Origin of the sequence: Halovenus marina, assembly GCF_051414115.1 — an archaeon.
Taxonomy (GTDB): domain Archaea; phylum Halobacteriota; class Halobacteria; order Halobacteriales; family Haloarculaceae; genus Halovenus; species Halovenus marina.
This window is the reverse complement of the sequence record NZ_JBLKNZ010000001.1, coordinates 817726-842773: the sequence shown is the minus strand read 5'-3', so window position 1 is coordinate 842773 and position 25048 is coordinate 817726. Positions and strand designations below refer to the sequence as shown.

Below are 25048 nucleotides of genomic sequence, written 5' to 3'. Positions count from 1 at the left end.
ACATGAGCGTGTCGAATGGCAGAGCGGACGGGTCCGAACTAGATCGAACAGCAGACAGTATAAGTGCGCGGCGGGCAACTGACGCGTATGGATCCAGACCTCTCCCCTCTCTCGGACCACCTGCGCGAGACGGGTGTGGACGGCTATCTCGTCCACGCCGCCTCCGACGTCCCTGACCAGTACTACCTCTCAGGGTTCGACGCGCCGGACCCGTTCGTGACGCTGTACGACGGCGACGTGCATCTCCTCTTTTTGCGCAGTCTGGAGTACGGCCGCGCGACGCGTGAAGCACGCGCGTCGACGATCAGCCGTGGGTCGGCGTTCGGACTCGCGGAAAAGATCGACGAACACGGTTCAGAGGAGGCCGGTGACCGCGTTCTCGCGGCGTTTCTCGACGAACACGGCGTCGAGTCAGTCGCGACACCGCCGCGCTTCCCACTTCGGGTCGCGGATGGGCTCCGCGAGCAGGGCGTGACGGTTCGGGCCGACGACGACAGCGCGGTCGAGGGCGTCCGCGCAACCAAAACTGGCGAGGAGATCGACCACATCCGCACGGCACAGCGAGCGAACGAGGCGGCGATGGCGCGGGCGGAGGAACTCATCGCGGAGGCGAGCGTCGACGGCGAGGGGCGACTCCACGAGGACGGGGAAGTGCTGACCAGCGAGCGCGTCAAATCCGAAATCGAGCTGACGCTGCTGAAACGGGGCTGTTCGCTCGACGACACCATCGTCGCCTGTGGCGCAGACGCCGCAGACCCACACGACCGGGGGAGCGGCCCGCTGCTCGCAAACGAGGCTATCGTCGTCGACATCTTCCCAAAGCACAAGACGAACCGCTACTTCGCGGACATGACCAGAACGTTCTGTCACGGCGACCCGTCAGACCAGATTCAGGAGTGGTACGCGCTGACGCTCAGGGCACAGGAAGCGGCGCTCGACGCCATCGAACCCGGCGTCTACGCGAGCGAGGTTCACGGCGCTGTCTGTGACGTCTACGAGAACGCGGGCGTACCGACGCTGCGCAGCGACGAGACGACCGAGACCGGGTTCATCCACAGCACGGGACACGGCCTCGGCCTCGCCATCCACGAACAGCCGTCGGTCGCCACCAACGACGACCCCCTCGAACCCGGCCACGTCGTCACCGTCGAACCCGGCGTCTACGACCCCGACGTCGGCGGCGTCCGGATCGAGGATCTTGTCGTCATCACCGAGGACGGCTTCGAGAACCTCACCGAGTACGAGAAGGAGCTGACGGTCTGATCGCAGGCGAGCGTCGCAGTCAGAAGTGCGAGTACGGGTCAGGTGGGGAGAAAAGACACAACGCATAACCGCAGGCCTGCCCACTCTCAGAGCATGACCGACTACACTACGGTTTCGATCCCGAAGGAACTCGCAGACCGCGTCGAGGAGACTATCGAGGGGACGAGCTTTCAGAGCACGAGCGACCTGGTTCGATTTCTGCTCAGAAGTATCGTCATCCAGCACCAGCAGCGCGGCGAACTGACCGAATCGGAGTTCGAGGAGATCGCGGACCAACTCAGCGAACTCGGCTATCTCGAGTGACCGACGCGAGACGCAGAGTTACTCGGGCCGAATTGCTTCTTCGGGCGGGTCCACATCGAGGATCGTGTACGCACGAGCCGTGCCGCCGCGGTCGAACGCCTCGAAGGAGTCCTCGTCCCACGGCGGGACGGCGACGAAGACGAACTCCCGAAGTTCGTCACGCTTCGTCACGCGGAGGTCGCCCTGCGGATGCGAGACGAAAATGCCCGGCGTCTGTCCCGCGGGCGTGCCGAGATCGACGCCGAAGACGGCGTTGACCGCGCCGTCCTCGTTCGGGAAATAGAAGTGCGTGAACACGCGCTGGTCGGGGTCGAGACCGGTGTCGGGCAGCGTCTCCGCCCGCGTCACTGCAAGTGGCACAGTCGTCGAGTCGGGGTCCGCGTCCGATCCCAACCGCAGCAGCGTCTCGACCAGCCCGCGAGTGATGTAGATCACACTCGCAAATACGGCCGCACCACACTTAAGATCGGTTCGCTCCCGGTCACAGCGGCAGCATATCGCGCGCCGTTTTGAGATACAGCCGCGGCATTCGCCTGCGTGCGCCATCGAGTGCGTCGTCGAGCACGGCCGTCGCGTCCTCGTGAACGCCGGGGCCGTGGCCGACGAGGATCCGCTCGGGGTCGAAGCGTGCGAGCGTTCGCGGCGGCCGCAGACGCAAGGCGGGATGGACGCCCAGCCGCTCGCCAGCAGTCAGATAGTACTCGGCTGTGCCGACCGCCTCCGGAACCACGAGTACGCCGGTCGCGTCGTGGTGGAGAATCGCCTCCTGCCAGAATCGGTTGTCGACCAGTTCGTGCACGACGTAGCCCGTCTCACCGAGTTCGTGCTCGAACCGTTCGACGGGTGCGTCGATTTCGGGGTCGACGTCGTCGAAAAACGCTGGAATATACACCGGAACGTCGTGACGAGCGGCGACCGCTGCGGCGTCTCGTTTGTGTCGATCCAGCAGGACGACGACGCCACAGACGTCGCCGTACTCTGCGACGAGTTCGTCGACCCCCTCGCCGTCGACGGGGTCGACGAGATAGACGCCAGCATCGGTCGCGAGCGCGTGACTCGCTCGCTGCATCGTCTCCTCGGGATGGGCGATCCAGCCCACACCGGACTCGAACCGGTCGATCACCTCGATAGCTTCTGTCTCCGCTGTTTCCTGCATAGTCCAGTTAACGGCCCCACGAGCAAAAACCCTCAATCAACGCTGTTTGGTCGGTGACCCCTACAGTTACGCCACCACGGAGGGTAATCGAACGTATGCGCGTTCAGGAAGTGATGTCCACACCGGTCGTGACGGTTCCGCCCGACGCAACGCTTCAGCAGGCCATCGGGGCGATGCTGAACGACCGGGTCGGAAGCGCCGTCGTAGTCGAGCACGGGCCGGTCGGTATCATCACTCGTTCGGACATCCTCCGTGCGACCTATCACGAGGAGACCGCGCTGTCGAAACTCACCGTTCGAGCGGGGATGAGCGACGACCTGGTTACGACGACATCCGAAACGACAGTCACCAAGGCGCTTCGCACGATGCAGTCACACAACGTCAAGAAACTGCCTGTGCTTTCGGAGATGGGTCTGGTCGGCATCGTCACGATGACCGATATTGCACGGCACCAACCCGAGCGCGTTCGCACTGCGCGCAAGGAGATCGAGCGAAAGGACGAGTGGACCGACTAGTGAGCCAACCAGCGTATCGAAACTGGTGTATACGGGTACGCTGAAACCCTTGGATACGATGTACGACGACATTCTTGTTCCGACCGACGGGAGTGCGGGTATCGGGACAGTGCTCGACCACACGGCCGACCTCGCGACCAGACACGACGCGACCGTCCACGCGCTGTACGTGATCGACGACCGGTCCTTTCTCACGCTCGACGAGGAGATGAAATCCGACGTCGTCGAGGACCTGCACACGGAAGGCGAGCGGGCGACCGAGACCGTCGCCGACCGACTCCAGTCTGCGGGAATCGATGTCTCGACGGCGATCCGTCGAGGGACGCCCGCAGAGGTCATCCTCTCGTATATCGACGAGGCGGACATCGACATCGTCACGATGGGAACCCAGGCCGACGAGTACGAGAAGAACATGCTCGGCAGCACCTCACAGAAGGTGGTCGCGCGCTCGTCGGTTCCGGTGCTGACGATAAACGTCCCGCGCTGAATTACTCGAATCGAACTGAGAGTCTCGTGACAGCCTGCGGGTGGCCCGTCAGGGTTAACAGGACGGGCGTACTATCGGAACAGTATGAGCACGACCGAGGAGTCCCCAGACCCGGGCGAGCGAGACCTGGCGGTGACCGAATCCGCAGCGGAGCAGGCACTCGATCTCCTGCGGGAGAAGGAGATGGACATCGACACAGCGGGCCTTCGCCTGTACGTCCAGCAGGGCGGGTGTGCTGGCCTCTCCTATGGGATGCGCTTCGAGCACGAACCGGAGGAAGACGACGGCGTCTACGAACATCACGGACTGCGGGTGTTCATCGACCCGGCGAGCAAAAACTACGTCGAGGGGTCGGTGCTGGACTACGAGGGCGGTCTGCAGGGCGCTGGCTTCCACGTCGAGAACCCGAACGTCGTCAGCGAGTGTGGCTGTGGCGAAAGCTTCCGCACCTGATCCGAATCGCGCCCGAGACTACGGCTCCTCGAGTTCGAAGGCGACCTCGACTTCTGCCTGATACTCCCGGCCCTCGGCGCTTGCAATCTCGACGCCCATCTCCTTGACTTCGACCCACTGAACGTTGTCCAGTGTCATCTCCGCGCGGTCGACCGCGTCGTCGACTGCGTCCTCGAATCGCTCTGTACTCGTGCCGATGAGCGTGACTTTCTTGAATACCATCGTCTGACTCCTGGAGCGCGAGAGTCTCTCCGCGCGCCAAGTGCTAGCTATTCACAGAGAGTGCTTATAGATTGGGTCGGTATAGAGCGCTTCGAGAGACAACAGGTCAAAACCAGCCGCGACGTTACTGGTAGTCGACTTCGCCCTCTCCTTCACCGACCCAGGCGCTTCGGTCGGGTTCGCGCGCCTCCAGCGGGTCGATGTCGTTGTACCACGGGACGTTTTTGAGTTCCTCCTTGCTGTAGGCCAGTTCGTCTCTGGTCTCGCCGACGAACTCGAAGTTCTGGGTCAGGAGGATTGCGTCGACGGGACAGACCTCCTCACAGAGCCGACAGTAGATGCACTGGCCGATGTGGAGGTTGTACTGTTCGCCGTTGCGCTGGTCGTCCATCACGATCTGGATGGTGTCGTTCGGACAGACGTTCTCACACTGGCGACACCAGATACAGCGCTCCTGGCTGAACTTGTGGACGCCGCGGAATCGTGGTGAAACCTCCGGTTCCTCGTTTGGATATCTGACGGTGAACGTCTCACCGTCGAGCGCGTGTTTCATCGTCGTTGCCATGCCCTTGAGTAGTCCGATCATCTGTGGTCACCTCCTGTGGATGTCGCCCGAAGCGCGTCGGTCACGCCAGTCATATGCCGAACACCCCGACGATTGTCGCGGTCAAAAGCAGGTTCGCAAACGCGAGTACCAGCATCCCCTTCCAGCCGATTTCGATGAGCTGGTCGATCCGAACCCGGGGCAGCGCCGAGCGCGCCCACTGAGTGAGCAGGAAGACGGCCCAGATCTTGATCAGAAACCAGACCAGCCCCGGCAACACGGGCCCGGCAGGTCCGCCGAGGAAGATGGTCGCGATGATCGCTCCACCGAGGAAGATATGGATGAACTCCCCGAGATAGATCAAGACGAAATACACCGACGAGTACTCGGTCTGGAACCCGGCGACGATCTCGGTCGGCGCTTCGGGGATGTCGAATGGGTTGCGACCCACTTCCGCCAGATTCGCGACCAGAAAGAGCCCGAATGCGAAGGGGTTGATGATGGCAAACCAGGCAGGGATCGAAAGTGGGCCGATTGCGACCAAGGTCTCCTGTTGCACCTCGACGATCGTAGACATCCGAAGCGATTCAGAGAAGATGACGACCGAGATGCCAGTCAGAATGAGCGGAATCTCGTAAGCGAGATTCTGCGCCACAGCTCGGAGTCCACCGAGATACGAGTACTTGTTGTTCGAGGCGTAGCCAGCCATGACGAGGCCGATCGAGGCAATCGACGCGACAGCGAAGGCAAAGGCCAGCCCGACTTCGGGGTCTGCAAGCTGAAAGTCGACGGGGCCGAGACTCCCCATCGGGATGACCGCGAATCCAAGCAGCGCCGAGGAGGCGATGACGAGCGGGGCGAGATCGTAGGCCGGTCTGTCTGCCCCTTCGGGGACGATGAGTTCCTTCGAGATCAGGCGCACGGCGTCCGGAAGGATGTGTCCGAGGCCGAGCGGCCCGAGTTTGTTCACCGAGATGCGGTCAGTGAAGGCCGCCGTGATCTTCCGTTTCGCCCACGGCCCAGCGAGTGCGGCGTTGCCGAGGATGATGGTGCCAACGATGGCCGCCCCGAGAAACGCCGCGATGAACTGCCCGAGGATGACGCCTTCGAGGCCGAGCGCGTCGCTGATGGTCTCCGGGAGCGTCATCGGTCTACCTCCCCGAGGACGACGTCGAGACTGCCAAGCGCTGCGACCATGTCGGGGACGTACTCGCCTTCCGAGAGCACTGGCAGCGACTGGAGGTTACAGAAGCACGGACTTCGGATCTTGAATCGGGCTGGTTTGTCCGTCCCATCAGCGCGGATGTAGATGCCGAGTTCGCCCTTCGCCGCCTCGACGGCCTTGTACACCTCCGTATCGGGGTCCGGCTTGAGCGTCCGCGGGACGTTCGCCTGAATCTCGCGGTCGTCCTCGGGCCACTCTTCGAGCAGGTCGACACACTGCTCGATGATTCGCGTCGACTGTTCCATCTCCTTGAGGCGGACGAGCGCACGCGAGAAGTTGTCCCCGCCGTCGTCGGTGATGACGTCCCAGTCGAGTTCCTCGTAGTAGCCGTACGGGTCGTCCCGGCGCAGGTCGTAATCCACGCCCGACCCACGAGCGACCGGCCCCGTGGTCCCGTAGCTTTTGGCCTTCTCGTAGGGCAGGATTCCGGTGTCGATCACCCGCGACTGGAAGAGTTCGTTCGATGTCAGGAGGTTGTGATACTCCTCCAGCTTGCTCGGGAACTCGTCGGTGAACGTACGAACCTTCTCGAAGTACTTCTCGCGGGGTTCGGGCAGGTCCCAGGCCACACCGCCGAGTCGGAGGTAGTTGAACATCAACCGCTGACCGGTCAGGTCCTCCAGCAGATTCTGGAGCTTCTCGCGGTCGGTGATCCCGTACATGAAGATGGCGGTGAAGTCCCCGTAGATGTCGAGCGCGAACGTCGAAATCGCGAGCAGGTGTGCCGCGATCCGACACATCTCCGCAGACATCGTCCGGATAACCTGTGCGTAGTCGGGCACCTCGATATCTGCAAGTGTCTCGGCCGCCCGCGCATAGGCCCACTCGTTAAGGATGCCAGCAGAGATGTAATCCCACCGGTCGGGGTAGGGCATAATCTGGTGCCGGTAGGTCGACTGCTGGCACATCTGTTCCTCACAGCGGTGTAGATAGCCCATGTCGGGTTCGACGTCAGCGACTTGCTCACCATCGAGTGTCGTCTTGAGATGCAAGACGCCGTGTGTCGCGGGGTGGTGTGGCCCGATGTTGACGAACATCGTGTCGGGCTTGTCGGGCACGTCCGTTCGCTTCTCGACCGGGTTCGCGTGTTCGCGCAGCGAGACGATCTGTGGCTTGTCCTGGTTGTAATCCAGCGAGAGCGGATGGCCCTGCCACGTCTCCGGCAAGAGGATGCGGCGCAGGTCCGGATGGTCCTCGTACTCGATGCCAACCAGGTCGTATGCCTCTCGCTCGTGCCACTCCGCGGTGTCGAACACGCCCGACCCGGACTGACTCCGTGGATCGTCCCGCGGCGTCGGGACGACAATCGAGAGTTCCTGCGTCGGGTCAGCGTACTTCCGGAGATGATAGATCGACTCGTAGCGGTCCTGGTACTCCTGGCCGGTCACACAGGAGCAGTGGTCGAATCCGGCCTGCTCTTTCAGCGTCTGGAGAACGCTTTCGACTTCGTCTGGCCGGATGACGAATCCTTCGGCGTTGATATGCTGTTCCCGGTCGAGTACGGACTCGCCCAGCAGGTCCGCCAGTTCGTCGTAGTCGACGGTGCCGTCCGGTTGTTCGCCGACGTCGAGATCCGGTGTGGGTTGTTCGAGGCTCATGCTGACTCGGCCCAGTTGTACCGCATTACGAGGTCGTCCTCGTCGATTTCGCTTGCGAGTTTCTGTACCAGTTCGTCACCCTCCAGGTCACCGAACTCTTGCAGTTCGTAGGGCTTGACCGTCACCGGTGCGCTCTCGCCGTGACGGATCTGCTCTTGAAGCTTCAAGACGCCGTAGACTAGCGCCTCCGGCCGTGGTGGACAGCCCGGAACGTGGATATCGACGGGTATGATCTGCTCGACGCCCTTGATCACGTTGTACCCCTCCTGGAACGGCCCGCCGGAGATCGTACACGACCCCATCGAGACGACGAACTTGGGTTCGGGCATCTGGTCGTAGACGCGCTTCATCCGCGGCCCGAACTTCGAGACGATTGTTCCGGGGACGATGATGACGTCGGCCTGGCGCGGCGAGGCGCGAGGGACGCCCGCCCCGAAGCGGTCGAGGTCGTGTTTCGTCGCGTAGGTGTGCATCATCTCGATGCTGCAACAGGCGATCCCAAACAGGAGCATAAACATCGAGTTCCCGCGAACCCAGTTCATGAACTTGTCGAACTTGGTGAGAATGAAGGGCGTGTTCCCGAACGCCTCCCGGAGCTTCGAGTTGAGGCGCTCGTCGACGCCCTCCCCCATTCGTGCCTCCTGTGTCGACTGTGCCTGTTCGAGCGTGTCGTGTAACTGGTCGTTGCTCATGATCGGTCAACTCGGTTTGCTGTCGCCCGTGGACTCCGCACCCACTCGACTGCCCCGTTGCGCCACGCCCATCCCAGCCCGACGATCAGGATGAGAATGAATGCCAGCATGGGCGCGAGCGCCTCGAAGAGTCCGACTTCGGAGACGGCATCGCGGTAGATGACAGTCCACGGCAGGATGAGCACTGTCTCTACGTCGAACACGACGAAAAGCAGCGCAACCATGTAATACTGGATGTTGAACTTGATGTTGCGACTGCTTCCCGTCGGGATCTCACCACTCTCGTACGTGGCACGTTTCCCTTGCTCGGGCACGCTCGGCCGGATCAGCCACGATACGAACATCATGCTCAGCGGGATGAGTATCGCGACAGTGGCAAGCGCCCCGACGGCGATCCATTCGCTCATTTGGCTCGTCTGGACGGTTAGATTCGGTGGTACATAAGGATTGATTGTTGCGGCGGGTGCTCGCGCTGCGCTTTCGCAATTCTGCGGTGGCAGCAGTGGGCATCCGCGCCGCAGGCGCGGTTCACTCGGCGCGAACGACGTGAGCGCCGAGCCCGTTTTTCCCCAAGTTTTTGCGAGGAGTGGTTCCCGCAGCGAGCCGCAGGCTCGCGAGGAAACCCGACGAAGTAAAAAGTGGTAGTGCGCCGGCCGGGATTTGAACCCGGGCCATGAGCTTGGAAGGCTCAGGTCCTACCACTAGACCACCGGCGCTCACTCACTGCGTTCGTTCACGCCGAAGTTCGACGAACTGCGTTCGTCTCACCACCGGCGCACACTCGCATCCACACCGAGGCTCGCAGTTCCGTCGGAACTGCTCACCACCGGCGCGCGTACCCTCCACTAACAGCAGGGGTAATTAAGGCGTTTCCCTTTCGGGGCTGACCTCCGCATAACAGTTCCCGCTCGACTGATACGACCGCTCTATCGTGAGCGCACTCGCCGCGATATCGCGCTCGAAGTCGTCCGGCGCGTAGATGTGGTAGAACCGCGGCACCGTCTCACCGCCCGGCAGCGTCCAGTCGACGGTCGTATCGAAGCTCTCCGAGTGCCCGAAGCGGTCGTGCGTCGTACTCCACGCGCTCACCAGCGCCCGCCCGTCCGATGTGAGCACGCGAGCGAGTTCGTCAAGGCTCCCGATGCGTGATTCACGGTCCGGCAAGTGATGCAACGTGGCGACGTAGAGCGCGATATCGACGGCATCCGTTTTCACGGGAAGGGAACCGGCCTCGCCCTGAATGAGGCCTGCGTGCCAGCCGTCCTCGCGCTGGCGCTCGCGGGCAGTCTCCAGCAGTTCGTGACTCACGTCCACCCCGAGCGTCCGTTCACACTGCCGCGAGAGGACATCGGTGTGTCGGCCGTTTCCACAGCCAACGTCGAGGCCGACCGGGGCGTTGTCCGAATCGGGAGAGCGAGCGTCGTCGAGGAAGGACTCGACTTCGGGCCACGGATTCTGCCGAGTCTTCGAGAAGTGCGTGGCGATGCGGTCGTACACCGCCCGCATCCGGTTGCGGGAGCGAGCGTCCGCGAGCGTCTCGGGCGACGCGTCCGGAGAGTCAGCGCGCTCGTCAGTCACTCAGTCGTCACCGTAGGAGTCGGGATAGGCCGCGGCGAGTAACTCGGGATTGTCGTGCAATCGCTCCCGGACGGGGTCGATGACAGCCGAGATGGCGGCGGCGGCAGCGGGCTTCAGGTCGGCCGGGTGCAGTTCCTCGTCGAGGAAGTCCGCCTCCAGTTCGTCGTAGGTCTCGTAAGTCAGGTCGCCGCCGTACTCCTCGGGTCGTTCGACGACGAAGTCCTCACCGCGTTCGTCGAGGATCGGAAAGACGAGGTATTCGAGATACTCCAGCACGCCGTTGTCCTCGCGTTCGCCCATCGGACAGTACGCACCCTCTAGTTTGGTCTCGATTTCCGCGGGCGAGTCCGTGAGATTGACCTTCGAGCCAGCTTCGGATGCGCTCATCTTCCCGCCGGAAAGCCCCGACAGAAGCGGCGCAAAGACACAGACCGGCGCGTGCCAGTCGTGGTCTTCGAGAATCTCTCTGGCGAGCATGTAGATCCCGCGCTGGTCGATCCCGCCGTAGGCGATGTCGGCTTCGAGCGCGCGCACGTCGAGCGCCTGCATGAGTGGGTAGAGCAACCCGCCCAATTTCGGGCTCTCGCTTTCCCTGACGACCTCGCTTGCCGCGCGCTGGGCCCGCGAGAGCGTCGTCTCGGCGGCCATCCGGTAGAGCTCGAAGGTGTACTCCGAATCGAGTTGGAACTCCCGGCCGCGAACGAATGTGATCTCCTCGGGGTCAGCGCCAGCGGCCTCGATCATCCCCTCGATTGCGGTCTCGTAGTAGGCCGAGCGGGCATCGAGCAACTCCACCGGGCTTTTCTCGTCGTCGAGATGCGCGTGAAGATCCGCGATCAGCACCGTCACGTCGATATCCGCCGCAAGAAAGTCAGCGAGCTTTCGCATCGTCGTGAAGTGACCGATGTGCATCTCGCCGGTCGGTGCGTAGCCGATGTACGCCGTCGGCGACTCCTCGGCGAGGCACTCCCCGAGTTCCTCCTCCGTCACGACCTCCTCAGTGTATCTGCTCGCAAGACGTGTCCGCTCCGAGATATCCATACCTTGAGTCCCGCACACACCCGAATAAATCCTTCACTTCCGGTCGGTCAGACGAATCAGCGGTTCACCTAATTCGAGGTGGAGGCCCCACCCTCAAGGAGTCGTTCGAGAATCAAAGATTCTCGTGATCCCGAAAATCAGAGATTTTCGGACGACGCCGGGCTTCCGGTCCCGGCGGAAGCACAAGCGAGTAGGGTGGGGAGGACAGCGCGGAACGAAGTTCCGCGGGCCGTGCGAACGAGCCTACGACCCGTGAGCAGAAACCGACCCGGTACTAATCAGCTGCCAGACTGGTGCCTGCTAACCCCCAATCAGTAAGTAACTATAACCGGATATGTGAAAATATCGTGGAATACCGTCGAACCGCCATTATCAAGCTCGACACACCCGATGCCGCAGATGCACACCTGCGGGAGACCGTCGAGCAATTCAAATACTGTGCCAACACCGCGAGCGAATGGTGCTGGCACGGCGAGGACGGCTACCACGTCACATCCAAGGCGAAGGCCGAAGCTGCGCTGTACGACCAGCTCCGCGAGGACACGGAGTTGACCGCGAATCTCGTCCAGAAAGGGATTCGCCAAGCTGTCGAAGCCATCAAAAGCGGCGTCGAGCGGCTCACAAACGACCAAGGGACATCCCGTCCGACGTTCACGGCGGATACCGCCGTCTACGACAAGCGAAGCGCCACGTTCCATCGTGACCGCGTTTCGCTGTCAACACCGGACGGACGAATCGAGTGTGACTACGTTCTGCCCGACGACGCCGACACACCGCCGACGAAGTACGTCGCCAATGAGGACTACGAGTTTCGGCGTGCAACACTCCATCGGCGCGACGGCAACTGGTATCTCCATGCGTCGATGCTCAAAGAGGACGACGACACCGACACCACGACCGAGCACAGAACAGTCCTCGGTGTGGACCTCGGTGTGAACCAACTCGCGGTCGCGTCGACCGGGCGGTTCTGGTCGGCAGACGAGTTCACCCACTGGAAGCGAGAGTACGAGAAGCGGCGTGGCGATCTCCAACAGTGCGGAACGCGAGCGGCACACGACGCGATAGCAGGCGTCGAGCGCAAAGAGGACGGGCGCTTCGAGATGTTCCTGCATCGGATCGCCAACGAAATCGTCGCCGAAGCCGTCGAACACGACTGTTCGCATATCGTGTTCGAGGATCTGACGGACATTCGTGAGAACGTGCCACAGGCGTCGTGGCACCATCTGTGGGCGTTCCGTCGCCTCTCCGAGTACGTCGCCTACAAAGCCAGGGAACAGGGCGTCGAAGCCGTCCACGTAGACCCCCGGAACACCTCGAAGCGGTGTTCGACGTGTGGGTTTACCCACGACGACAACCGCCATGGTGAGGACTTCGAGTGTCTGGATTGTGGCTACCAGAACCATGCTGACTACAACGCGGCGAAGAACATCGGCCTGCAGTATCTCCGGCGTCGGCAAAACGCAGACGACGGAGGCGCACCCGTAGACGTGCGCTTGAATCGCGGGACGCTGAACGTGAGTGGAGAGTACGACCTTCCCGCCGCTGATGCGGCGTAGAACGGGAGTCCACGCGAAAGCCCTCCCCTCAACGAGCGAGCGGGGCTATTGCCCCCGAGCGAAGTAGGGGAGGGTAGTTTACCCAGTCAGTCGTGTATCTGCACCGTGTCGACCGACACGGAAATTGGGTTCTGGTACAGCCGCATCTCGGGGTCGGGGAGCGGTTCGGGATCGACCAGAATCGCCTGTGATTCCGTGTCGTCGTCGGTCGAGACGGTGAGTTCGGCCGTTCGTGAGACGCCACGCAGTTCGGCGTCGAGCGTTATCGACCTCGTCGGGTTCGGGCCAGCAGTCCCGGACAGCGTCACCGTTTTCAGATCGACTGTCGACCCGTCGAGTTTGAGAGCGACGGTCTGGGTATCCTGATCGCTGCCCTGGTTTTCCAGGTCGATATCCACGGAGACACTCTCTCCGTACTCTGGAACCGATGACGGGAAATCGATATCTAGCGCAAAGTCACTGTTGAGGGAGTGTGTCCTACTCGGCTTGGTGCTTGTGACTGCGTCGGTTTCGGTCTCGATCCGGATCGTGCCCAAGCCGGTAAGTTCAGAGTTCGGCGGTGCGGCTCCATCGTTCCACGAGAGACTGACCTGTTTTGTGTCACCGACATCGAGTTGGAGGGGCTGTCCTGCGGCGCTGTTGCTGTAATCGACGACGGCACCGGAGTTGACATCCACCAGAGTCACGTACTGCTCGTCGTCGATATACCCCTCGTTCGTGATATCGGCTGTCACCGTCTTTGTCGACGTATCCACGTTCACGTTGGAGATCACGAAGTCGCTGGTCGGGTCGAGCGATCCGGGATCGGACACGCCGAGCATCTGCTCGACGCAGTCCCCATCGTCGATTGCGTCCTCCATATCACCGGTGTCGCCGTTGACGACACAGATGGGCAAGTCGTCCGCGTACGTCCCGATATCGTTGTTGTTGTAATCGAAATCGGACAACTGTGAGGACTTGATATTGCCACCACCGGGCGCGGGATAGTACTTCCAGTTGTTGCCGCTCTCGTGAATCGCCCATGGCCCCTCGACACCCGGGCCACTTGGATTGTCGTACACAGCAACAGTGTCGCCGCGGTCGATCCTGAGTTTCTGGTCGCCTTCGTCGTCGATGTCGTTGTGTAGTTTGGCGTACTGGGCGTGACCCGAGTACACGACGCTGTTGAAGTTGTTGATCTCCGTGATCAAATTCGAGTTCTTCCCCACGTTATCGAACTTCATCGTGAACGTATTTTGATTCTGGTCGACACTGGTTGTGGTCGGTGAATCAGTCATGTAGTTGCTCGCGTACGCCTTCCAGCCCCGGTAGTACTCGGTCTCGAATGTCACCGTGATATCGACTGGTTCGACACCGTACTGTGTGCCGTCGCTCGTGATTTCCCAGACGGAGGCGAGATCTGTGCGGATATCCTCGCTGAGTTCCCGTGACTCCGCGGCCAGTCGCTCGGCCGTTATCTGCTCGCGCTCTCTAAGTTGATCAGTACTGTCTATCTGCATCAGCGAGAGGTCGAGTTGGCCATCGGCAAAGTCAAACGACGGCTCCGAAATCAGCCGAGCAGACCCCGGAGCGGACTGCACGAAAAGTGCTCCACCCTGGAAGATCAGCGTTCGCCCGTCGCTTGTCTCGTGTGTTATCGTGCCCAGATCGAACTGCGTCTGGGCTGTATCACCTGCGGCGTTCTCGACTTCGACTCTGACGACGCCTTCGTCGGGGTCCATCTGAACGTCATCGCCGGTGCGACCGGGAAACTCGAACGTCGTCGACGACTCGAAGGAGTGCTCCGACAGACCGGACAGCCGCTGTTGCATCTCCTCGATCGACTGCTGGCCGACACTGTCCGTCGAGTGGTCGGTCACCCCCTGGATCGTGACCGTCCCGAGCGCGATGACCGCGAGCGCACTCAGAAGCGACAGCGAAATCACGAACGTCGTTCCGAGTATCTCGGATACCCCTCTCTTGTCGCCCCGCTGAATCGCCCCCACCATTCGATCCAAAGGAATCGATCTATCCATATAAATATGTCGCGGAGACGCGAGCGAACGCAGACGGTACTGTCGGGACGTGTGCCCAAATCAGAAGCCTGGCGTCGACAGTTCGACTGTGACAACCCGAAGCAAGGCCCGGCCAGCCTCGCAGGAGAACTCGGAACTGTTCGGCCCCTGCCGGTCCCAGCCCGCAGCCACACGAAGATAGCGAATCCACTGGTCAGGATACGCCGTCTCCGCGACATCGACAGTGATCTCGCCAGTGGTAGAGAACTCCCTGACGACTCGGTCCGTATCGAGGAGTTGCGCATCGATCTGCAGCGACCGACTCAGGTCAGGGCCTGCTCCCCCCGACGAGATGTCAGTCGGATCGATAGAAATACCATCGCGGTACCCGGACGCAACGTCGATCGAGTCACCACTTGTCAGCTTCACGACCGAGACGACTGCGACAGTGTCACCACCTGCACCCGTGGTACAGCGCATCGCTGGCTCGTACCGTTCGATCCCGGCGTCCGATCGGAACGCCCCGCCTGCTTCGTAGGCGAACGTGATGGGTTCGGGATTGCGGTCGAACCGGTGTTCGAGCGAGTTGACATCGATCGGGTTCTCGAACGGCGTCCCCGTCAGAGAGATGTCAGGAGAATCGACAGAAAGCGTCGTCTGATTCAGCCAGATGCTCCCAGTTCCGAGCGGAAGCCGTACCGACCGGGCCGGGTCACTCTGCTGGTGGATCTTATCGAGCGTCGCCGCAGTGGCCTCCATCGAGCGCTCGGCTGTATTGATCGTCTCGCGGTCGTTGAGCGCGGTCAACTGGTTGACGCCAGCGACAGCGACTGTCGTGGTAGCCAGAACAATAATAGAAAACATCAGAATGAATGCAGGAACGTCAGAGACCCCTCGACGCGTCTGTGTGGCTGGCTGGGATGAACACCGCGTGGATGGGCGCTGTGCGTGTATTTCTCGTGTGGATGGGCGCTGTGCGTGTATTTCTCGTGTGGATGGGCGCTGTGCGTGCATTTCCTGCGTGGGTGGTCGCTGCGCTCGCATCTATGGACACCTCCCGAGTGTGATCTCCTGTGGGTTCGTGCAGAGACGGAGAACTGGCTGTGCGCCCCGGACGGTTGACCCGATGTTCAGGTCCGTCTGTGTCGTCACTGGATACGCCCGAGGGCCGTCGGTAAACCGCGAATCGATCGTGACGACGACATCCACGTTCGGGGCGTTCCTGTATCTCGACGTGCTGTCGGCATCCGCGAGACCAATCGTGTAGGGCGCTTCGTCGAACACCAGCTCGGGGTAGTTCGGCTCGATGGTCGCCTGCACCTGTTCGCCGGTCCTGTTGAGTTGGTCGAGCGCGTGAATCTGTGCGACCATGTCGTTGCCAACCTCGTCGAGCTGTGTCAACGCGGCGCGGTCTTCCTGTGTGTCCAGATACTGCCCGGCCGAAAAGAGCAACCCAATAATCAACACCGCCGTGATCCCGAGCGTCAGCGCGTGCGTGAGTGCAACTGAAACGCCCCTTGTGTCAGTCGCCAGCCCTGAACTGCGTCGGAACCTCGGCTGTGGCCGCGAGCGACTCGAACTCCCCTCTCCGGGCCGTGAGTCATCTTCGGCGTTCCTGGACGACACCCTCGATGCAGTGTCGCGTCCACGGGCACTCTCGGTCGCTGGGTCTCTGCGATCACAGCCATCTGGGGGTTGGTTCACACTCATCGTCCTGTCCTGTTGTAGAGTCCGTAGGCGCTCTGATAGGTGAGATCAGGGTCGTCGTAGGTCACCACGAAGGTGGGGTTGACGACGATATCGTCCCCGTTCGACGAAGCGTCAGCCGGGCCGCGGTAGTTCGGCTCGTCCGACGTCGGCCAGTCGACGTTCGGGTCGTAGCTGTTCACGTCGGCAGCGTCGTCGAACGTGGCATCGCCGCTCCCCGAGATAACGTACGTTCCCTCTGCGTTGTGTCCATTCTCGAATTCGATGGAATAACCCGACGAGAGCCCTCGTCCGAGAGTGAACTGCTCACAGCCGTCAGTTGCCCCTCGCACCTCGCCGGACCCGCGATGGAAGTCGACGACGATCGGCGGTTCGAGGCCAGAACACGTCCGCGCGACAGTTCCGCCGTCCAGCCGGGTGACGGTGTATCCCGAGCCGGTGTTTTCGACCCGGAGTTGAGCAGAGATACCGCTGACGGAGATATTGAACGAAGACGACGGGGAGACGCGTTCGATATCTGCAGACAGCGTCGGGACCGAGTTGACGTCCGTGAGAACTCTCCAGGTGTCGTCGCCGTCGGCTGCCTCGAACGTTCCGCGTTCAGTCTGAAAGACGATGCCGCCGGTGACCGTGTCCTGCTCGTCGTACGAGATGGTCGTCATCCCGGCGGTGTTCGCGCTTTTGATGCCCAGATACCGGTCGTGAAACGCCTCGACGTCCGATTCGAGGTCGAGACTGTACGGGAGCTTTGCGTCTGCCTCCGCGAGGGACGTGCTCGTCTCGAAAAGCGTTTCGAGCCCGTGCTGGATCTCCTGGTTCGTCTGTGCTGCGTCGGTGACACTCTGTGACTGCTGGTTCGTTCGAAGCTCTGTCGCAGATTGTGCCGTGTTGAGCAGCAAGACGGAGCTAACGACCAACACCGCGAGCAAGATTGCCGCAATAAGGATGAGCTGTCCCCGGTCAGATCGTCCGCGCGGGTCTGCCGAGTTTGCCGCAGTCACTGGGCTGTCACTCTCGTCAGTTGTCTCTCCCAGAACCGCTCGTGGATCGCTCACCATGCGACCACCCGAACCCGAACGAGTGCGTAGATATCGTCGTTCGATCCGACCTGTTCGTCGATGTAGAAGTTCAGGTCACTCCGATCGGTCGCAGCCAGCGTGTTCGGCGTTCGCTGGGCAACCTGACACGTCTCATCAGTTCCAGCTGGCTGTCGTGTGTAGAGCCGGTCGCCTTCACTCAACAGAATTGTCCGAGTGCTACTGACGGCTCCGTCCCCTGGAGTCTGCGGGTCGTCTGGATACACCTGCTCAGTAGTGATCTGGTCCCCCGAGGCATCGAGCCACTCGAAAACGAGGGTGTACTCGTACCCGGGCTGGACGAGTGAGCGGTTCAATATCCTGTTGAATTCCGTGGCGTTGCTCGACGGGGCCCCAACAGCCGGATCGCGGTCACCCTCGACGCTGTTTGTCACACAGGTTATCGCCGTTCGAAGCCCGTCTTCGCCCGCGGCGTCGAGTACGTCCTCGACCTGAGTGCGCAGGTCTTCTGCCTGCTGCTCGGCCCCGTTGGTTGCCCACGGAGACGGCTCAGCGGCCTGCAACCCGATCACGAGCGCGCTCACGATGATGATTGCGCCGATGATCCCTTCCAATGAATACGCCTGCCCCCGGTCGCGTGCGGTTGCATTAACACGCATCTTACCACACCCTCACGATAAGTCGACAGGTTGGCGTACAGACAGTCGTCTCGTGTGTCTTGACGACCCGAACGGTCGTCGCCGCAGGGTCGTCTCTGAACGTACTGCCGCCGGATGCCTGTATCTCCCCACCCGATTCCAGCGTAACGTTCACGAACTTGTTCGACGGGATGCCGACGCGTTCAGTGAGCGTGGCGAAAGACGACCCCGACTGGAGTGTATCAGCCAGTCCGTCGTAATGAACCGTCTGTGCGCCCGCAGTTGAACTGTTCCACGCGACCGTCGCGTCTGCAAGTCTATCCGCTATCTGTCGCTCTCCGACATCGACTGGGTCGTCGAACGGGGCGGTCAATCCCGGGAGTGTCGCGAACGTCCCGACGACGACAAGCAGCAAAACAGTCATCCCGATGAGATAATCCAGAAGCGTCTGTGCGCGCGGTCCCCCCTGTCTCTCACTCGCCCCCCGAGTTCGTGCCATCGTTCAGTGTTTACCCCCCTTGTTTCCCTGTTTATCCCCCTCGATCGATGCCGTCCGCTCCGCGTTCGAGTCGGGTCCCGAACCGGCGCAGTCTTCGTCGAACACCGCGGCCGATAGTTCGGCCCGAAATCCCAGCGCTGCCGACGAGCAGGAGAAGCGCCTCGCCCTCCGCACTGCTTGGGCTGGATATCTGCTCGACGACGATCCACGTGATCAGCGCCACCGTCACCAGGACGACGGCGTACTTCACCCCCGAGATCAGGTCGACGTTTCTGATATAGCCTGCGATGAACGACGAGATGATCGCCTGCAACGTCACCGCGTGGAAAAACAGCATCGACATCATTTCCGTGTCTATCGAGCCAGCAAACTGGTCGGCCTCCTCGACGTTTTGCCCGCCCAGCCCGGACATGGTATCCAGAAACTGGATCTTCAGGAGTGCCATCACACCCAGCAGCGTCAGATACGTCATGATGATGATCGCGACCTGCATCAGCGTCCGCGACCGGCGCTCGCGGTTGATGTCGTCCTGATTCTCCGAGGACTGCGCGGCCGTCGAGAGGACGTCCTCGATCTGACTCGACGCTTCCTGTGCCTCGCTGATGAGTTTGACCGTCCGGGAGAGCCGCGGAATGTGATACTCGTTGTTGAACTCCCGGAGCGCGTCCTTGAGGCTCGTCCCGTAGTTGACCTTCGCGTGGATTGTCTCGAACTCATCGGAGAGCCGTCCCGAGGAGGTTTCGGAGACGGTCTTCAGCGACTCGAGCAGCGTCAGCCCGGTGTCGTTGGCACTGGAGAGTTTGCGGAGGTTCTCCGAGAGGTCGTTCAGGACGGATTTGCGCGAACGGACGTTCCACTCGTAAAACACCGCGAGCGGCAGGAAGTTGAGATACACCGGGACGTAGATCCACATGAAGGTGCCGTAGATCGGTTCGTCGATCATCCCCTGCTCGGACATGGGGACGCTCCCGGTCGCAACCGCAAGGATCAGGATGAGCAACGTCAGCGGCACCGTCACGATCAACACGAGCGGCGGGTGGTCCCGGAAGAACAGATGCGGAGCTTTGAGGATGTTCAGCAGTTCGGTCGTCCCCTCGCGGCGCTTGATCTTGTCGAAGACGGCGAACTCGCCACGGTACCGCTCGACGAGACCGGGGTTGAACACGCCGATCCCTTCGTCGACGGTGAAGTCCTCACCCGAATCCGGCCGGAGATAGCCGTCACCGATCTCGTCCTGTGTGACTGTCGAGACGAGCACCAGAAAGCCCATCCCGATCAGCGGAATCAGCCCGTAGACGGCCCCATAGAGCAGAGTGTCCTGCGAGCCGCCCGTGAGACTCATGATGACGAGAATGATGATCAAAAGCAGCGGGAACAGAGAGAGTGTCATGTACATCTCGCCGAACAGCTCGAGCGTGTCGAGCATCTTCTTTTGCTCCTGCTTTGCCGTCCGGATGTGCTTGTTCTTCTGGTCTTCCAGAAATGCAGTCATGTCACCGCCTGAGTTGATAATCGAGAGCATGTCCGTCAGAAACTGCGCGAGTTCGCCGCTCGGTGTCTCGATCGACTGATTGCGAATCGCAGTCCGGTAGTCGGTATCGAAGTACTCGGTTTCGAGCACGATCGACTGAAACTCCTTTGCGAACTCGCCGTAGGTATCGTCGGCTTTCGCCATCGCACGGAGGATTTCGAGCTGGTTCATCCCCCCGACAGAAAGCGCGTACATAAACGAGATGGCGTCCGGAAGCAGGACGTTGATCTCGCGCTTTCGCCCCCCGGCGCGGAAATACGGGATCGACACGAGCGACCCGAAGCCGACGACGAAGCCGATGGTTCCGAAGATGAGTCCAGCAGTGAGGACGATAAGCGGCGTCTTGAGTACGTCAACGACAGGAGCGATGGAGTTGGGGATGCGGATCCCGATCAGCGACGACTCGGGGCCGACGAACAACTGGACGAACAGATAGCCAGTGAAGATGCCGAGCATCGCGAGTCCAAGCCCGGCAAGCAGTCCGACAGCCAGCGCACGAGCGAGAAACATCTCGACGTTGTCGGCCATCCGGGCCTGCGCGAGTTTCTCCTCGACGCTTTTGACGAACTGGCTGTCCTCGTCGAAGATCCAGTTATAGAGGAAGTAAAACCGGCCACCGAGCGAGTCGTCGCCCTCCCTGACCGCGGGTTGGTCACGGCGTTCGAGGCTCATTCCTCGCTTGCCTCCGTGCCCGCCTTGGGGACGAACTGACCGAAGTCGATGTCCTCGTCGTCCGGTTCGACGTTTTCCTCCTCCCCGAGTCCCTCGAGCGCGGAGATGACATCAACCGTGTCCATCTCGCTGTAGCGCTCGAACAGTGGGTCGGCCTCGGAGAGGATCTCGTCGGTCTCATCGAGCAGTTCCTCGTTCGGGTCCGGGCGGGGCACGAGCGCCTCCTTTTCGGGATCGACTTCGATCTGGACGGACTCCATCTCCCGTAAGTCTTCGAGTGACCGTTCGAGTTCGTCCTGTGCGATGATCGCCAGTATCGTATCCGGGTCGTTAATAAACGCCTGCACCGTCGCGGCCACCTCAGTGTAGGTGTTGAGGCCGTTCTGGATGAGATAAGCGAGCACCACCTTGCGCTTGAACAGTTCCCGCTCGAGTCGGTCCTGTTGCCAGCCCCGGTCGAACTTGATCTCTTCGAGCGTGCTCGAAGACCCCATCTGCATGAACGTGTCCGTCTCCGCGCGCCACTCGTAGACGTCTCGCACGTTGATCTCGTCGTTTTCCGGCGTGTACTCGTTGATCTCCGTCAGCACCTTGTTCCGGCGCACCTTCCGGTCGTTGACCCGCGTTTCGGTCTGGATCGAGACGAGATCCAGCGCCGTAAACAGCGTCTTCGAGACGTTGATCGGGTCGGTCGTGAACCGCTTTATCACTTCACCGACCGAGTCCGCGTGGAATGTGGTGTAGGTGGTGTGGCCCGTCGACATGACCTGAAACAGCGTTCGACCCTCCTCGCCGCGGATCTCACCCATCACGATGTAATCCGGCCGTTGGCGGAGTGCGGCTTCGAGCAGGTCGAACTCGTCGACGTCGCCGGTGTCGTCCTGCCCGAAAGATGGGCGGGTGACACTCGCAACCCAGTTTCGCTGGGGCAACTCCACCTCGCGGGTGTCCTCGATGGAGACGATTTTGGCACTGGATGGGATGAACAGCGACGTCGCGTTCAGACTCGTCGTCTTCCCCGATGCGGTGCCGCCCGCAAAGATGAGCGACTTGTGGTTCTCGATACAGAGCCACAGAAACGCCATCTCGTCTAAGTTGAACGTGTTCCAGTTGATCAGGTCGACAGGCGTGAACGGGACGTCCTTGAACTGTCGGATAGTGTAGTTTGTTCCGTGGTCCGAGACTTCCGCACCGAGGGTCAACTGCGCGCGCGAGCCATCTGGCAGCGTCGCGTCGACCTGTGGCTGGCGCTTCGAGATACCTTTCCCCGAGCGCTGGGCGAGTTTCACCACGAAGTCGTTGAGTTCCTCCTTCCCGTGTTCGATGTTCGAGATAATCTGCTCGTAGTCGGTGTGATAGACGAACACGCGGCTGTTGTAGCCGTCACAGGAGATGTCTTCGACGTTGATGTCGTGTTTGATGGGGTCGATCTGGCTGTACCCGATGAAGTTTCGCTTGAGGTAGTACAGCAACTTCTCGACCTGGTATTCCGAGAGCGTATCCGGGTCCTCCTCGATGATGATCGGTTCGGGGCGCACCGACAGACCCTGCAGTTCGGTGGCTGTCTCCGCTGTCGTCTCGTCGGCGTCGCTTCCAAAAATGCCCTTGATCGAGTCGACCAGCCCACCCTCGGTCATCCCGCCCTCGCCCGGCAGGGGGTCGCTGTACAGGTCATAGCGCGAGAGGAGACTCTCGGTTTCGCGCTGGATGACCTCGGCCCGGTCGGCTTCCGACCCCTGTACGATAACGTCGTCCTCCGAGTACTTGATCGCGGTTTTGAGCTTTCGTGCGAGGAAGTCCTGCACGTCGTCTTCGATTGCGTTGAGGTAGGGTTCGATGGCGTAGTACTTGCGCTCGTTTTCCTTCCGGGAGTGGAAAATGATGACGAAGGCGTAGGGCTTGTTCACCCAGTAGCGGTTCCGCTCGACGAAGTGAGTCTTCTTGTCCATCGGAACGCCCTTTTCCAGGTCGTACCGGGAGACGACAGTCTGGTTCCCGTGGACATCCGAGAAGAATTCGTCCTCGTCGAGGTCCTCCGCGACGTTGACCGTTCGCTCGTCGACGAGGTCTGCGAGTTCGCTCGCGACCGACTCACCGTGGCTGAGCCGTGATTCAGTCTGGTCCGGTTCGAATCCGAGATACTCCGCGGGTTCGAAGGGGATCTTTTCCCCGTCGTCGGTCCGCGGTCGGTTTCCGTCCTCGTCGTAGTAGTACTCCCACTTGAAATGTTCCCACGTGTACGAGCCCTTGACGATATCACGAGCGGAAATATCGAGATAGTCCTCCCACACGACCTGCACAGTCTTGGCGGCGCTGGCGGCGGCCTCAAGTCGCCGCGGCGTGTCACGCGGCTCGAACCCCAGATAGAGGCTCCGATCGAACTGCCCCCCGTCGTGTTCCTCCCGTCTGAAATCACTCCAGGAGTACTCGCCGACGGCTGTCGGCGATCCGAGCGCCGTTCCAGACCCCGACTCATCCTCAGCCCCCTCTGTCCGGTCTATTGCCATTGTTCATCATCTATAGCGATAGCATCAAAAAGCTTTTCGCCGACGTGACACAAAATATCGGTTTTGATAATGATATCAGACGGTCTGTGATAAAGAAACAGAGACTGTCGAAGATAGGTTTCACTGTGAGAAGTGGATTTTTCACGGATTGAAATGACAGCAGGTGAACGACACGACAGATCAGATCGGTATCCGTCGTGTGAATACGCGGGGATTCTTGATTCGAGAGAACCCCCGAAGCACAGTTTCAGAGACTTCGGAGTATAAACACGATCCCGAAGAGCACGAACAGAATCCCCACAACCCGAACGACGACGTGATATGTCTCAGTCAGTTCGACATCAGCCGGACTGCGAGTCGTCCCCGCCGCCTTCTGACGGCGGTCAATTGCTGCGATCCACTCGGGTCTGAAAACGGCGATGCACCCAAACACGAACAGCAGGACGGGAACCACATCGACCATGGTCGTCGTTCTCGGTCCGCCTGCAAAGATGCTTCGCAGATCTGTTTTATGCTAAAACAGCGCCGCAGTCTCGTCGAGCACCTGTGCGGGGCCGCCCAGTTCCCAGACGCGGGTGTCGACACCGCAGTCAGCAACGGCGGATTCGACCCGGTCGACGTGTTCGTCCGTCGTGTTCACGTAGACGCTCGCGCCGGTGTCTACCGAGAAGTAGACCGGCACGCCCTCGCTCTCGCGCAGCTCGCGGACGGTGTTGAATATCTCGATGGTTCGGGGTTGCCAGTACACCCAGCCAGCGGGGCCGGTCATCGTCGTCGCCGCGAGCGATAGCGTGTCGTGTTCGGCCCGCTCGAAGACCGCATCGAAGTCCCCCGCGCGCAGTTCCGAGCGCGCGTTGGTAATCTGCTCGTGGATGTGTGCCAGTCGCCCCTCGAACATGTGACTCTCCGCCGCCTCTTCGTGGGCCGCCTCGGTCTCCTTGTAGGAGGGGACCATCCCCGCGACGACGCGAAGGCGGTCTTCCAGATTATCGGGGACGTCGATCCGCTCCGAACGGCAGTCCTCGTCGTCCATCCCCGCCCGGAGATGCGAGAACCCGCCGGTGACCGCCCGCGCCGCAGACGCCGACCCGCGTCGGGCAATCGTCGAAATTTCCGGGTGTGAAAGGTCGAGTCCCGTCGCCTCGGCAAGCGCCGTCGCCGCGGCCGCGAACCCGGACGCCGAGGAACCAAAGCCGATGTTCGTCGGGAAAGAGTTCTCGGACTCGAAGCGCACCCGGTCGTCGATCCCTGCTCGCTCGCGAACGTGGTCGACGACGGACTCGATTCGCTCTGCTCCGCGACCCTCGACCACGTCGCCGTCGACGACGTATCGGTCCTCGTTCCGGTCGGACTCGAACTGGACCGTCGTCTTCGTGTGACTCGGCGCGGTGCAGAGGCTGATCGAATCGTGATACGGCAGGCGCAACTGGTCGTCGACCATACCGTGATATTTGACGACCCCCTCGATCGGGTGGGCCTTCGCTGTTGCCTTCATACCACACCGGAATCGGCGTCACTACTTTGCAGTTTTGAACACGCCGTCGACGAGAACGAGGACTCTCGCCCGTGTCGTCAGGCTAAAGCGCTCTCACACCCGTCGTGTGGTTTAATCTGTTCGAGCAACTGTCACCACTATGTCGACCCAGACAACACTCGGCTGGTCGCTGCTCTCGTCAGGTGTCGTGACAATTGTCCTCACACTCCTGCCTGGGAACGACCTCTGGTGGGGGATCGGACTCTGTGTCCTCGGCCTCGCGGCCTTCTACACGCGCCGTAATCGAGGCTTCTGATAGTGTCGTGATGGAACAGCCGAAGAGACATCAAGTCCGG

At 61.1% G+C, this 25048-nt stretch carries 27 protein-coding genes and 1 tRNA gene; 7 read left to right on the top strand and 21 right to left on the bottom strand.

Annotation, left to right across the window (positions count from 1 at the left end; genetic code table 11):
* The first annotated feature begins 87 nt into the window (after positions 1-87).
* The gene (locus tag ACMGFL_RS04270) at positions 88-1263 is read left to right on the top strand and encodes a M24 family metallopeptidase (protein WP_436934296.1); all 1176 of its coding nucleotides are present in this window, start codon (positions 88-90) and stop codon (positions 1261-1263) included.
* 93 nt (positions 1264-1356) lie between these two features.
* Positions 1357-1566, top strand: a complete 210-nt coding sequence (locus tag ACMGFL_RS04265; RefSeq protein WP_436934295.1) for a ribbon-helix-helix domain-containing protein — start codon at positions 1357-1359, stop codon at positions 1564-1566.
* Between the two features lie 18 nt (positions 1567-1584).
* Here the strand turns inward: ACMGFL_RS04265 and ACMGFL_RS04260 are convergent, their stop codons facing one another.
* Positions 1585-2001, bottom strand: a complete 417-nt coding sequence (locus ACMGFL_RS04260; RefSeq protein WP_436934294.1) for a JAB/MPN domain protein-containing protein — start codon at positions 1999-2001, stop codon at positions 1585-1587.
* Between the two features lie 46 nt (positions 2002-2047).
* Complete coding sequence (locus ACMGFL_RS04255) at positions 2048-2722, bottom strand: hypothetical protein (RefSeq protein WP_436934293.1); 675 nt, start codon at positions 2720-2722, stop codon at positions 2048-2050.
* Between the two features lie 95 nt (positions 2723-2817).
* Between ACMGFL_RS04255 and ACMGFL_RS04250 the strand changes: the two genes are divergently transcribed.
* The 3 genes from ACMGFL_RS04250 (at position 2818) to ACMGFL_RS04240 (ending at position 4177) form a co-directional block, all read left to right on the top strand.
* Positions 2818-3237 (top strand): CBS domain-containing protein, encoded by a 420-nt coding sequence (locus tag ACMGFL_RS04250; RefSeq protein WP_436934292.1) that lies wholly within the window; start codon positions 2818-2820, stop codon positions 3235-3237.
* Positions 3238-3295: 58 nt separating this feature from the next.
* Positions 3296-3724 (top strand): universal stress protein, encoded by a 429-nt coding sequence (locus ACMGFL_RS04245; protein ID WP_436934291.1) that lies wholly within the window; start codon positions 3296-3298, stop codon positions 3722-3724.
* Positions 3725-3808: 84 nt separating this feature from the next.
* Positions 3809-4177 (top strand): HesB/IscA family protein, encoded by a 369-nt coding sequence (locus ACMGFL_RS04240; protein WP_436934290.1) that lies wholly within the window; start codon positions 3809-3811, stop codon positions 4175-4177.
* 18 nt (positions 4178-4195) lie between these two features.
* Here the strand turns inward: ACMGFL_RS04240 and ACMGFL_RS04235 are convergent, their stop codons facing one another.
* The 9 genes from ACMGFL_RS04235 to ACMGFL_RS04195 form a co-directional block, all read right to left on the bottom strand.
* Positions 4196-4399, bottom strand: coding sequence for a dodecin (locus ACMGFL_RS04235; RefSeq protein ID WP_436934289.1), 204 nt, complete (start codon positions 4397-4399; stop codon positions 4196-4198).
* A 124-nt stretch (positions 4400-4523) separates the two neighbouring features.
* A complete protein-coding gene (locus tag ACMGFL_RS04230) occupies positions 4524-4985 on the bottom strand; it encodes a NuoI/complex I 23 kDa subunit family protein (protein ID WP_436934288.1) in 462 nt (153 codons plus the stop codon).
* A 49-nt stretch (positions 4986-5034) separates the two neighbouring features.
* Positions 5035-6090 carry a complex I subunit 1/NuoH family protein gene (locus ACMGFL_RS04225; protein WP_436934287.1) on the bottom strand — a complete coding sequence of 352 codons (1056 nt, stop codon included), beginning with the start codon at positions 6088-6090 and terminating at the stop codon, positions 5035-5037.
* A complete protein-coding gene (locus tag ACMGFL_RS04220) occupies positions 6087-7766 on the bottom strand; it encodes an NADH-quinone oxidoreductase subunit D (protein WP_436934286.1) in 1680 nt (559 codons plus the stop codon). Before ACMGFL_RS04220 ends, ACMGFL_RS04225 begins: the two co-directional genes overlap by 4 nt.
* Complete coding sequence (locus ACMGFL_RS04215; RefSeq protein ID WP_436934285.1) at positions 7763-8458, bottom strand: NADH-quinone oxidoreductase subunit B; 696 nt, start codon at positions 8456-8458, stop codon at positions 7763-7765. Before ACMGFL_RS04215 ends, ACMGFL_RS04220 begins: the two co-directional genes overlap by 4 nt.
* Positions 8455-8865, bottom strand: a complete 411-nt coding sequence (locus tag ACMGFL_RS04210; RefSeq protein ID WP_436934284.1) for an NADH-quinone oxidoreductase subunit A — start codon at positions 8863-8865, stop codon at positions 8455-8457. Before ACMGFL_RS04210 ends, ACMGFL_RS04215 begins: the two co-directional genes overlap by 4 nt.
* A gap of 238 nt (positions 8866-9103) precedes the next feature.
* Positions 9104-9174: transfer RNA gene (locus ACMGFL_RS04205), tRNA-Gly, on the bottom strand.
* 145 nt (positions 9175-9319) lie between these two features.
* The gene (locus ACMGFL_RS04200; protein ID WP_436936415.1) at positions 9320-9964 is read right to left on the bottom strand and encodes a class I SAM-dependent methyltransferase; all 645 of its coding nucleotides are present in this window, start codon (positions 9962-9964) and stop codon (positions 9320-9322) included.
* A 72-nt stretch (positions 9965-10036) separates the two neighbouring features.
* Complete coding sequence (locus ACMGFL_RS04195) at positions 10037-11077, bottom strand: tyrosine--tRNA ligase (RefSeq protein WP_436934283.1); 1041 nt, start codon at positions 11075-11077, stop codon at positions 10037-10039.
* A gap of 347 nt (positions 11078-11424) precedes the next feature.
* On the opposite strand from ACMGFL_RS04195, the gene ACMGFL_RS04190 reads away from it, so the two are divergent.
* Positions 11425-12633 (top strand): RNA-guided endonuclease InsQ/TnpB family protein, encoded by a 1209-nt coding sequence (locus tag ACMGFL_RS04190; protein ID WP_436934282.1) that lies wholly within the window; start codon positions 11425-11427, stop codon positions 12631-12633.
* A gap of 86 nt (positions 12634-12719) precedes the next feature.
* Here ACMGFL_RS04190 and ACMGFL_RS04185 read toward each other — a convergent pair whose 3' ends face one another.
* The 10 genes from ACMGFL_RS04185 to mvaD all read right to left on the bottom strand — a co-directional run bounded on the left by ACMGFL_RS04185 (position 12720) and on the right by mvaD (position 24713).
* The gene (locus ACMGFL_RS04185; protein ID WP_436934281.1) at positions 12720-14621 is read right to left on the bottom strand and encodes a DUF7289 family protein; all 1902 of its coding nucleotides are present in this window, start codon (positions 14619-14621) and stop codon (positions 12720-12722) included.
* A gap of 87 nt (positions 14622-14708) precedes the next feature.
* Positions 14709-15641, bottom strand: coding sequence for a DUF7289 family protein (locus ACMGFL_RS04180; protein ID WP_436936414.1), 933 nt, complete (start codon positions 15639-15641; stop codon positions 14709-14711).
* 30 nt (positions 15642-15671) lie between these two features.
* Positions 15672-16337 (bottom strand): DUF7266 family protein, encoded by a 666-nt coding sequence (locus ACMGFL_RS04175; RefSeq protein ID WP_436934280.1) that lies wholly within the window; start codon positions 16335-16337, stop codon positions 15672-15674.
* Positions 16334-17389, bottom strand: a complete 1056-nt coding sequence (locus tag ACMGFL_RS04170; protein WP_436934279.1) for a hypothetical protein — start codon at positions 17387-17389, stop codon at positions 16334-16336. Before ACMGFL_RS04170 ends, ACMGFL_RS04175 begins: the two co-directional genes overlap by 4 nt.
* On the bottom strand, positions 17386-18030 hold the full coding sequence (locus tag ACMGFL_RS04165; RefSeq protein ID WP_436934278.1) for a DUF7288 family protein: 645 nt from the start codon (positions 18028-18030) through the stop codon (positions 17386-17388). Before ACMGFL_RS04165 ends, ACMGFL_RS04170 begins: the two co-directional genes overlap by 4 nt.
* A gap of 1 nt (position 18031) precedes the next feature.
* Positions 18032-18508, bottom strand: coding sequence for a DUF7287 family protein (locus ACMGFL_RS04160; protein WP_436934277.1), 477 nt, complete (start codon positions 18506-18508; stop codon positions 18032-18034).
* A gap of 31 nt (positions 18509-18539) precedes the next feature.
* Positions 18540-20711 carry a type II secretion system F family protein gene (locus ACMGFL_RS04155; protein ID WP_436934276.1) on the bottom strand — a complete coding sequence of 724 codons (2172 nt, stop codon included), beginning with the start codon at positions 20709-20711 and terminating at the stop codon, positions 18540-18542.
* Positions 20708-23218: a type II/IV secretion system ATPase subunit gene (locus tag ACMGFL_RS04150; RefSeq protein WP_436934275.1), complete on the bottom strand. Its 2511-nt coding sequence runs from the start codon at positions 23216-23218 to the stop codon at positions 20708-20710. Before ACMGFL_RS04150 ends, ACMGFL_RS04155 begins: the two co-directional genes overlap by 4 nt.
* Before the next feature lie 247 nt (positions 23219-23465).
* Complete coding sequence (locus ACMGFL_RS04145) at positions 23466-23681, bottom strand: DUF6199 family natural product biosynthesis protein (protein WP_436934274.1); 216 nt, start codon at positions 23679-23681, stop codon at positions 23466-23468.
* 51 nt (positions 23682-23732) lie between these two features.
* Positions 23733-24713: a phosphomevalonate decarboxylase MvaD gene (gene mvaD, locus ACMGFL_RS04140; RefSeq protein WP_436934273.1), complete on the bottom strand. Its 981-nt coding sequence runs from the start codon at positions 24711-24713 to the stop codon at positions 23733-23735.
* A gap of 139 nt (positions 24714-24852) precedes the next feature.
* Between mvaD and ACMGFL_RS04135 the strand changes: the two genes are divergently transcribed.
* The gene (locus ACMGFL_RS04135) at positions 24853-25008 is read left to right on the top strand and encodes a hypothetical protein (RefSeq protein ID WP_436934272.1); all 156 of its coding nucleotides are present in this window, start codon (positions 24853-24855) and stop codon (positions 25006-25008) included.
* Positions 25009-25048: the final 40 nt, after the last annotated feature.

What these genes read in the sequence shown, in the direction of transcription:
- ACMGFL_RS04270 (WP_436934296.1), top strand. Translation starts at nt 88, where the DNA reads ATGGATCCAGACCTCTCCCCTCTCTCGGACCACCTGCGCGAGACGGGT.
- ACMGFL_RS04265 (WP_436934295.1), top strand. Translation starts at nt 1,357, where the DNA reads ATGACCGACTACACTACGGTTTCGATCCCGAAGGAACTCGCAGACCGC.
- ACMGFL_RS04255 (WP_436934293.1), bottom strand. Translation starts at nt 2,722, where the DNA reads ATGCAGGAAACAGCGGAGACAGAAGCTATCGAGGTGATCGACCGGTTC.
- ACMGFL_RS04250 (WP_436934292.1), top strand. Translation starts at nt 2,818, where the DNA reads ATGCGCGTTCAGGAAGTGATGTCCACACCGGTCGTGACGGTTCCGCCC.
- ACMGFL_RS04245 (WP_436934291.1), top strand. Translation starts at nt 3,296, where the DNA reads ATGTACGACGACATTCTTGTTCCGACCGACGGGAGTGCGGGTATCGGG.
- ACMGFL_RS04240 (WP_436934290.1), top strand. Translation starts at nt 3,809, where the DNA reads ATGAGCACGACCGAGGAGTCCCCAGACCCGGGCGAGCGAGACCTGGCG.
- ACMGFL_RS04235 (WP_436934289.1), bottom strand. Translation starts at nt 4,399, where the DNA reads ATGGTATTCAAGAAAGTCACGCTCATCGGCACGAGTACAGAGCGATTC.
- ACMGFL_RS04230 (WP_436934288.1), bottom strand. Translation starts at nt 4,985, where the DNA reads ATGATCGGACTACTCAAGGGCATGGCAACGACGATGAAACACGCGCTC.
- ACMGFL_RS04225 (WP_436934287.1), bottom strand. Translation starts at nt 6,090, where the DNA reads ATGACGCTCCCGGAGACCATCAGCGACGCGCTCGGCCTCGAAGGCGTC.
- ACMGFL_RS04220 (WP_436934286.1), bottom strand. Translation starts at nt 7,766, where the DNA reads ATGAGCCTCGAACAACCCACACCGGATCTCGACGTCGGCGAACAACCG.
- ACMGFL_RS04215 (WP_436934285.1), bottom strand. Translation starts at nt 8,458, where the DNA reads ATGAGCAACGACCAGTTACACGACACGCTCGAACAGGCACAGTCGACA.
- ACMGFL_RS04210 (WP_436934284.1), bottom strand. Translation starts at nt 8,865, where the DNA reads ATGAGCGAATGGATCGCCGTCGGGGCGCTTGCCACTGTCGCGATACTC.
- ACMGFL_RS04200 (WP_436936415.1), bottom strand. Translation starts at nt 9,964, where the DNA reads ATGCGGGCGGTGTACGACCGCATCGCCACGCACTTCTCGAAGACTCGG.
- ACMGFL_RS04195 (WP_436934283.1), bottom strand. Translation starts at nt 11,077, where the DNA reads ATGGATATCTCGGAGCGGACACGTCTTGCGAGCAGATACACTGAGGAG.
- ACMGFL_RS04185 (WP_436934281.1), bottom strand. Translation starts at nt 14,621, where the DNA reads ATGGTGGGGGCGATTCAGCGGGGCGACAAGAGAGGGGTATCCGAGATA.
- ACMGFL_RS04180 (WP_436936414.1), bottom strand. Translation starts at nt 15,641, where the DNA reads ATGCACGCACAGCGCCCATCCACACGAGAAATACACGCACAGCGCCCA.
- ACMGFL_RS04175 (WP_436934280.1), bottom strand. Translation starts at nt 16,337, where the DNA reads ATGAGTGTGAACCAACCCCCAGATGGCTGTGATCGCAGAGACCCAGCG.
- ACMGFL_RS04165 (WP_436934278.1), bottom strand. Translation starts at nt 18,030, where the DNA reads ATGCGTGTTAATGCAACCGCACGCGACCGGGGGCAGGCGTATTCATTG.
- ACMGFL_RS04160 (WP_436934277.1), bottom strand. Translation starts at nt 18,508, where the DNA reads ATGGCACGAACTCGGGGGGCGAGTGAGAGACAGGGGGGACCGCGCGCA.
- ACMGFL_RS04155 (WP_436934276.1), bottom strand. Translation starts at nt 20,711, where the DNA reads ATGAGCCTCGAACGCCGTGACCAACCCGCGGTCAGGGAGGGCGACGAC.
- ACMGFL_RS04150 (WP_436934275.1), bottom strand. Translation starts at nt 23,218, where the DNA reads ATGGCAATAGACCGGACAGAGGGGGCTGAGGATGAGTCGGGGTCTGGA.
- ACMGFL_RS04145 (WP_436934274.1), bottom strand. Translation starts at nt 23,681, where the DNA reads ATGGTCGATGTGGTTCCCGTCCTGCTGTTCGTGTTTGGGTGCATCGCC.
- mvaD (WP_436934273.1), bottom strand. Translation starts at nt 24,713, where the DNA reads ATGAAGGCAACAGCGAAGGCCCACCCGATCGAGGGGGTCGTCAAATAT.
- ACMGFL_RS04135 (WP_436934272.1), top strand. Translation starts at nt 24,853, where the DNA reads ATGTCGACCCAGACAACACTCGGCTGGTCGCTGCTCTCGTCAGGTGTC.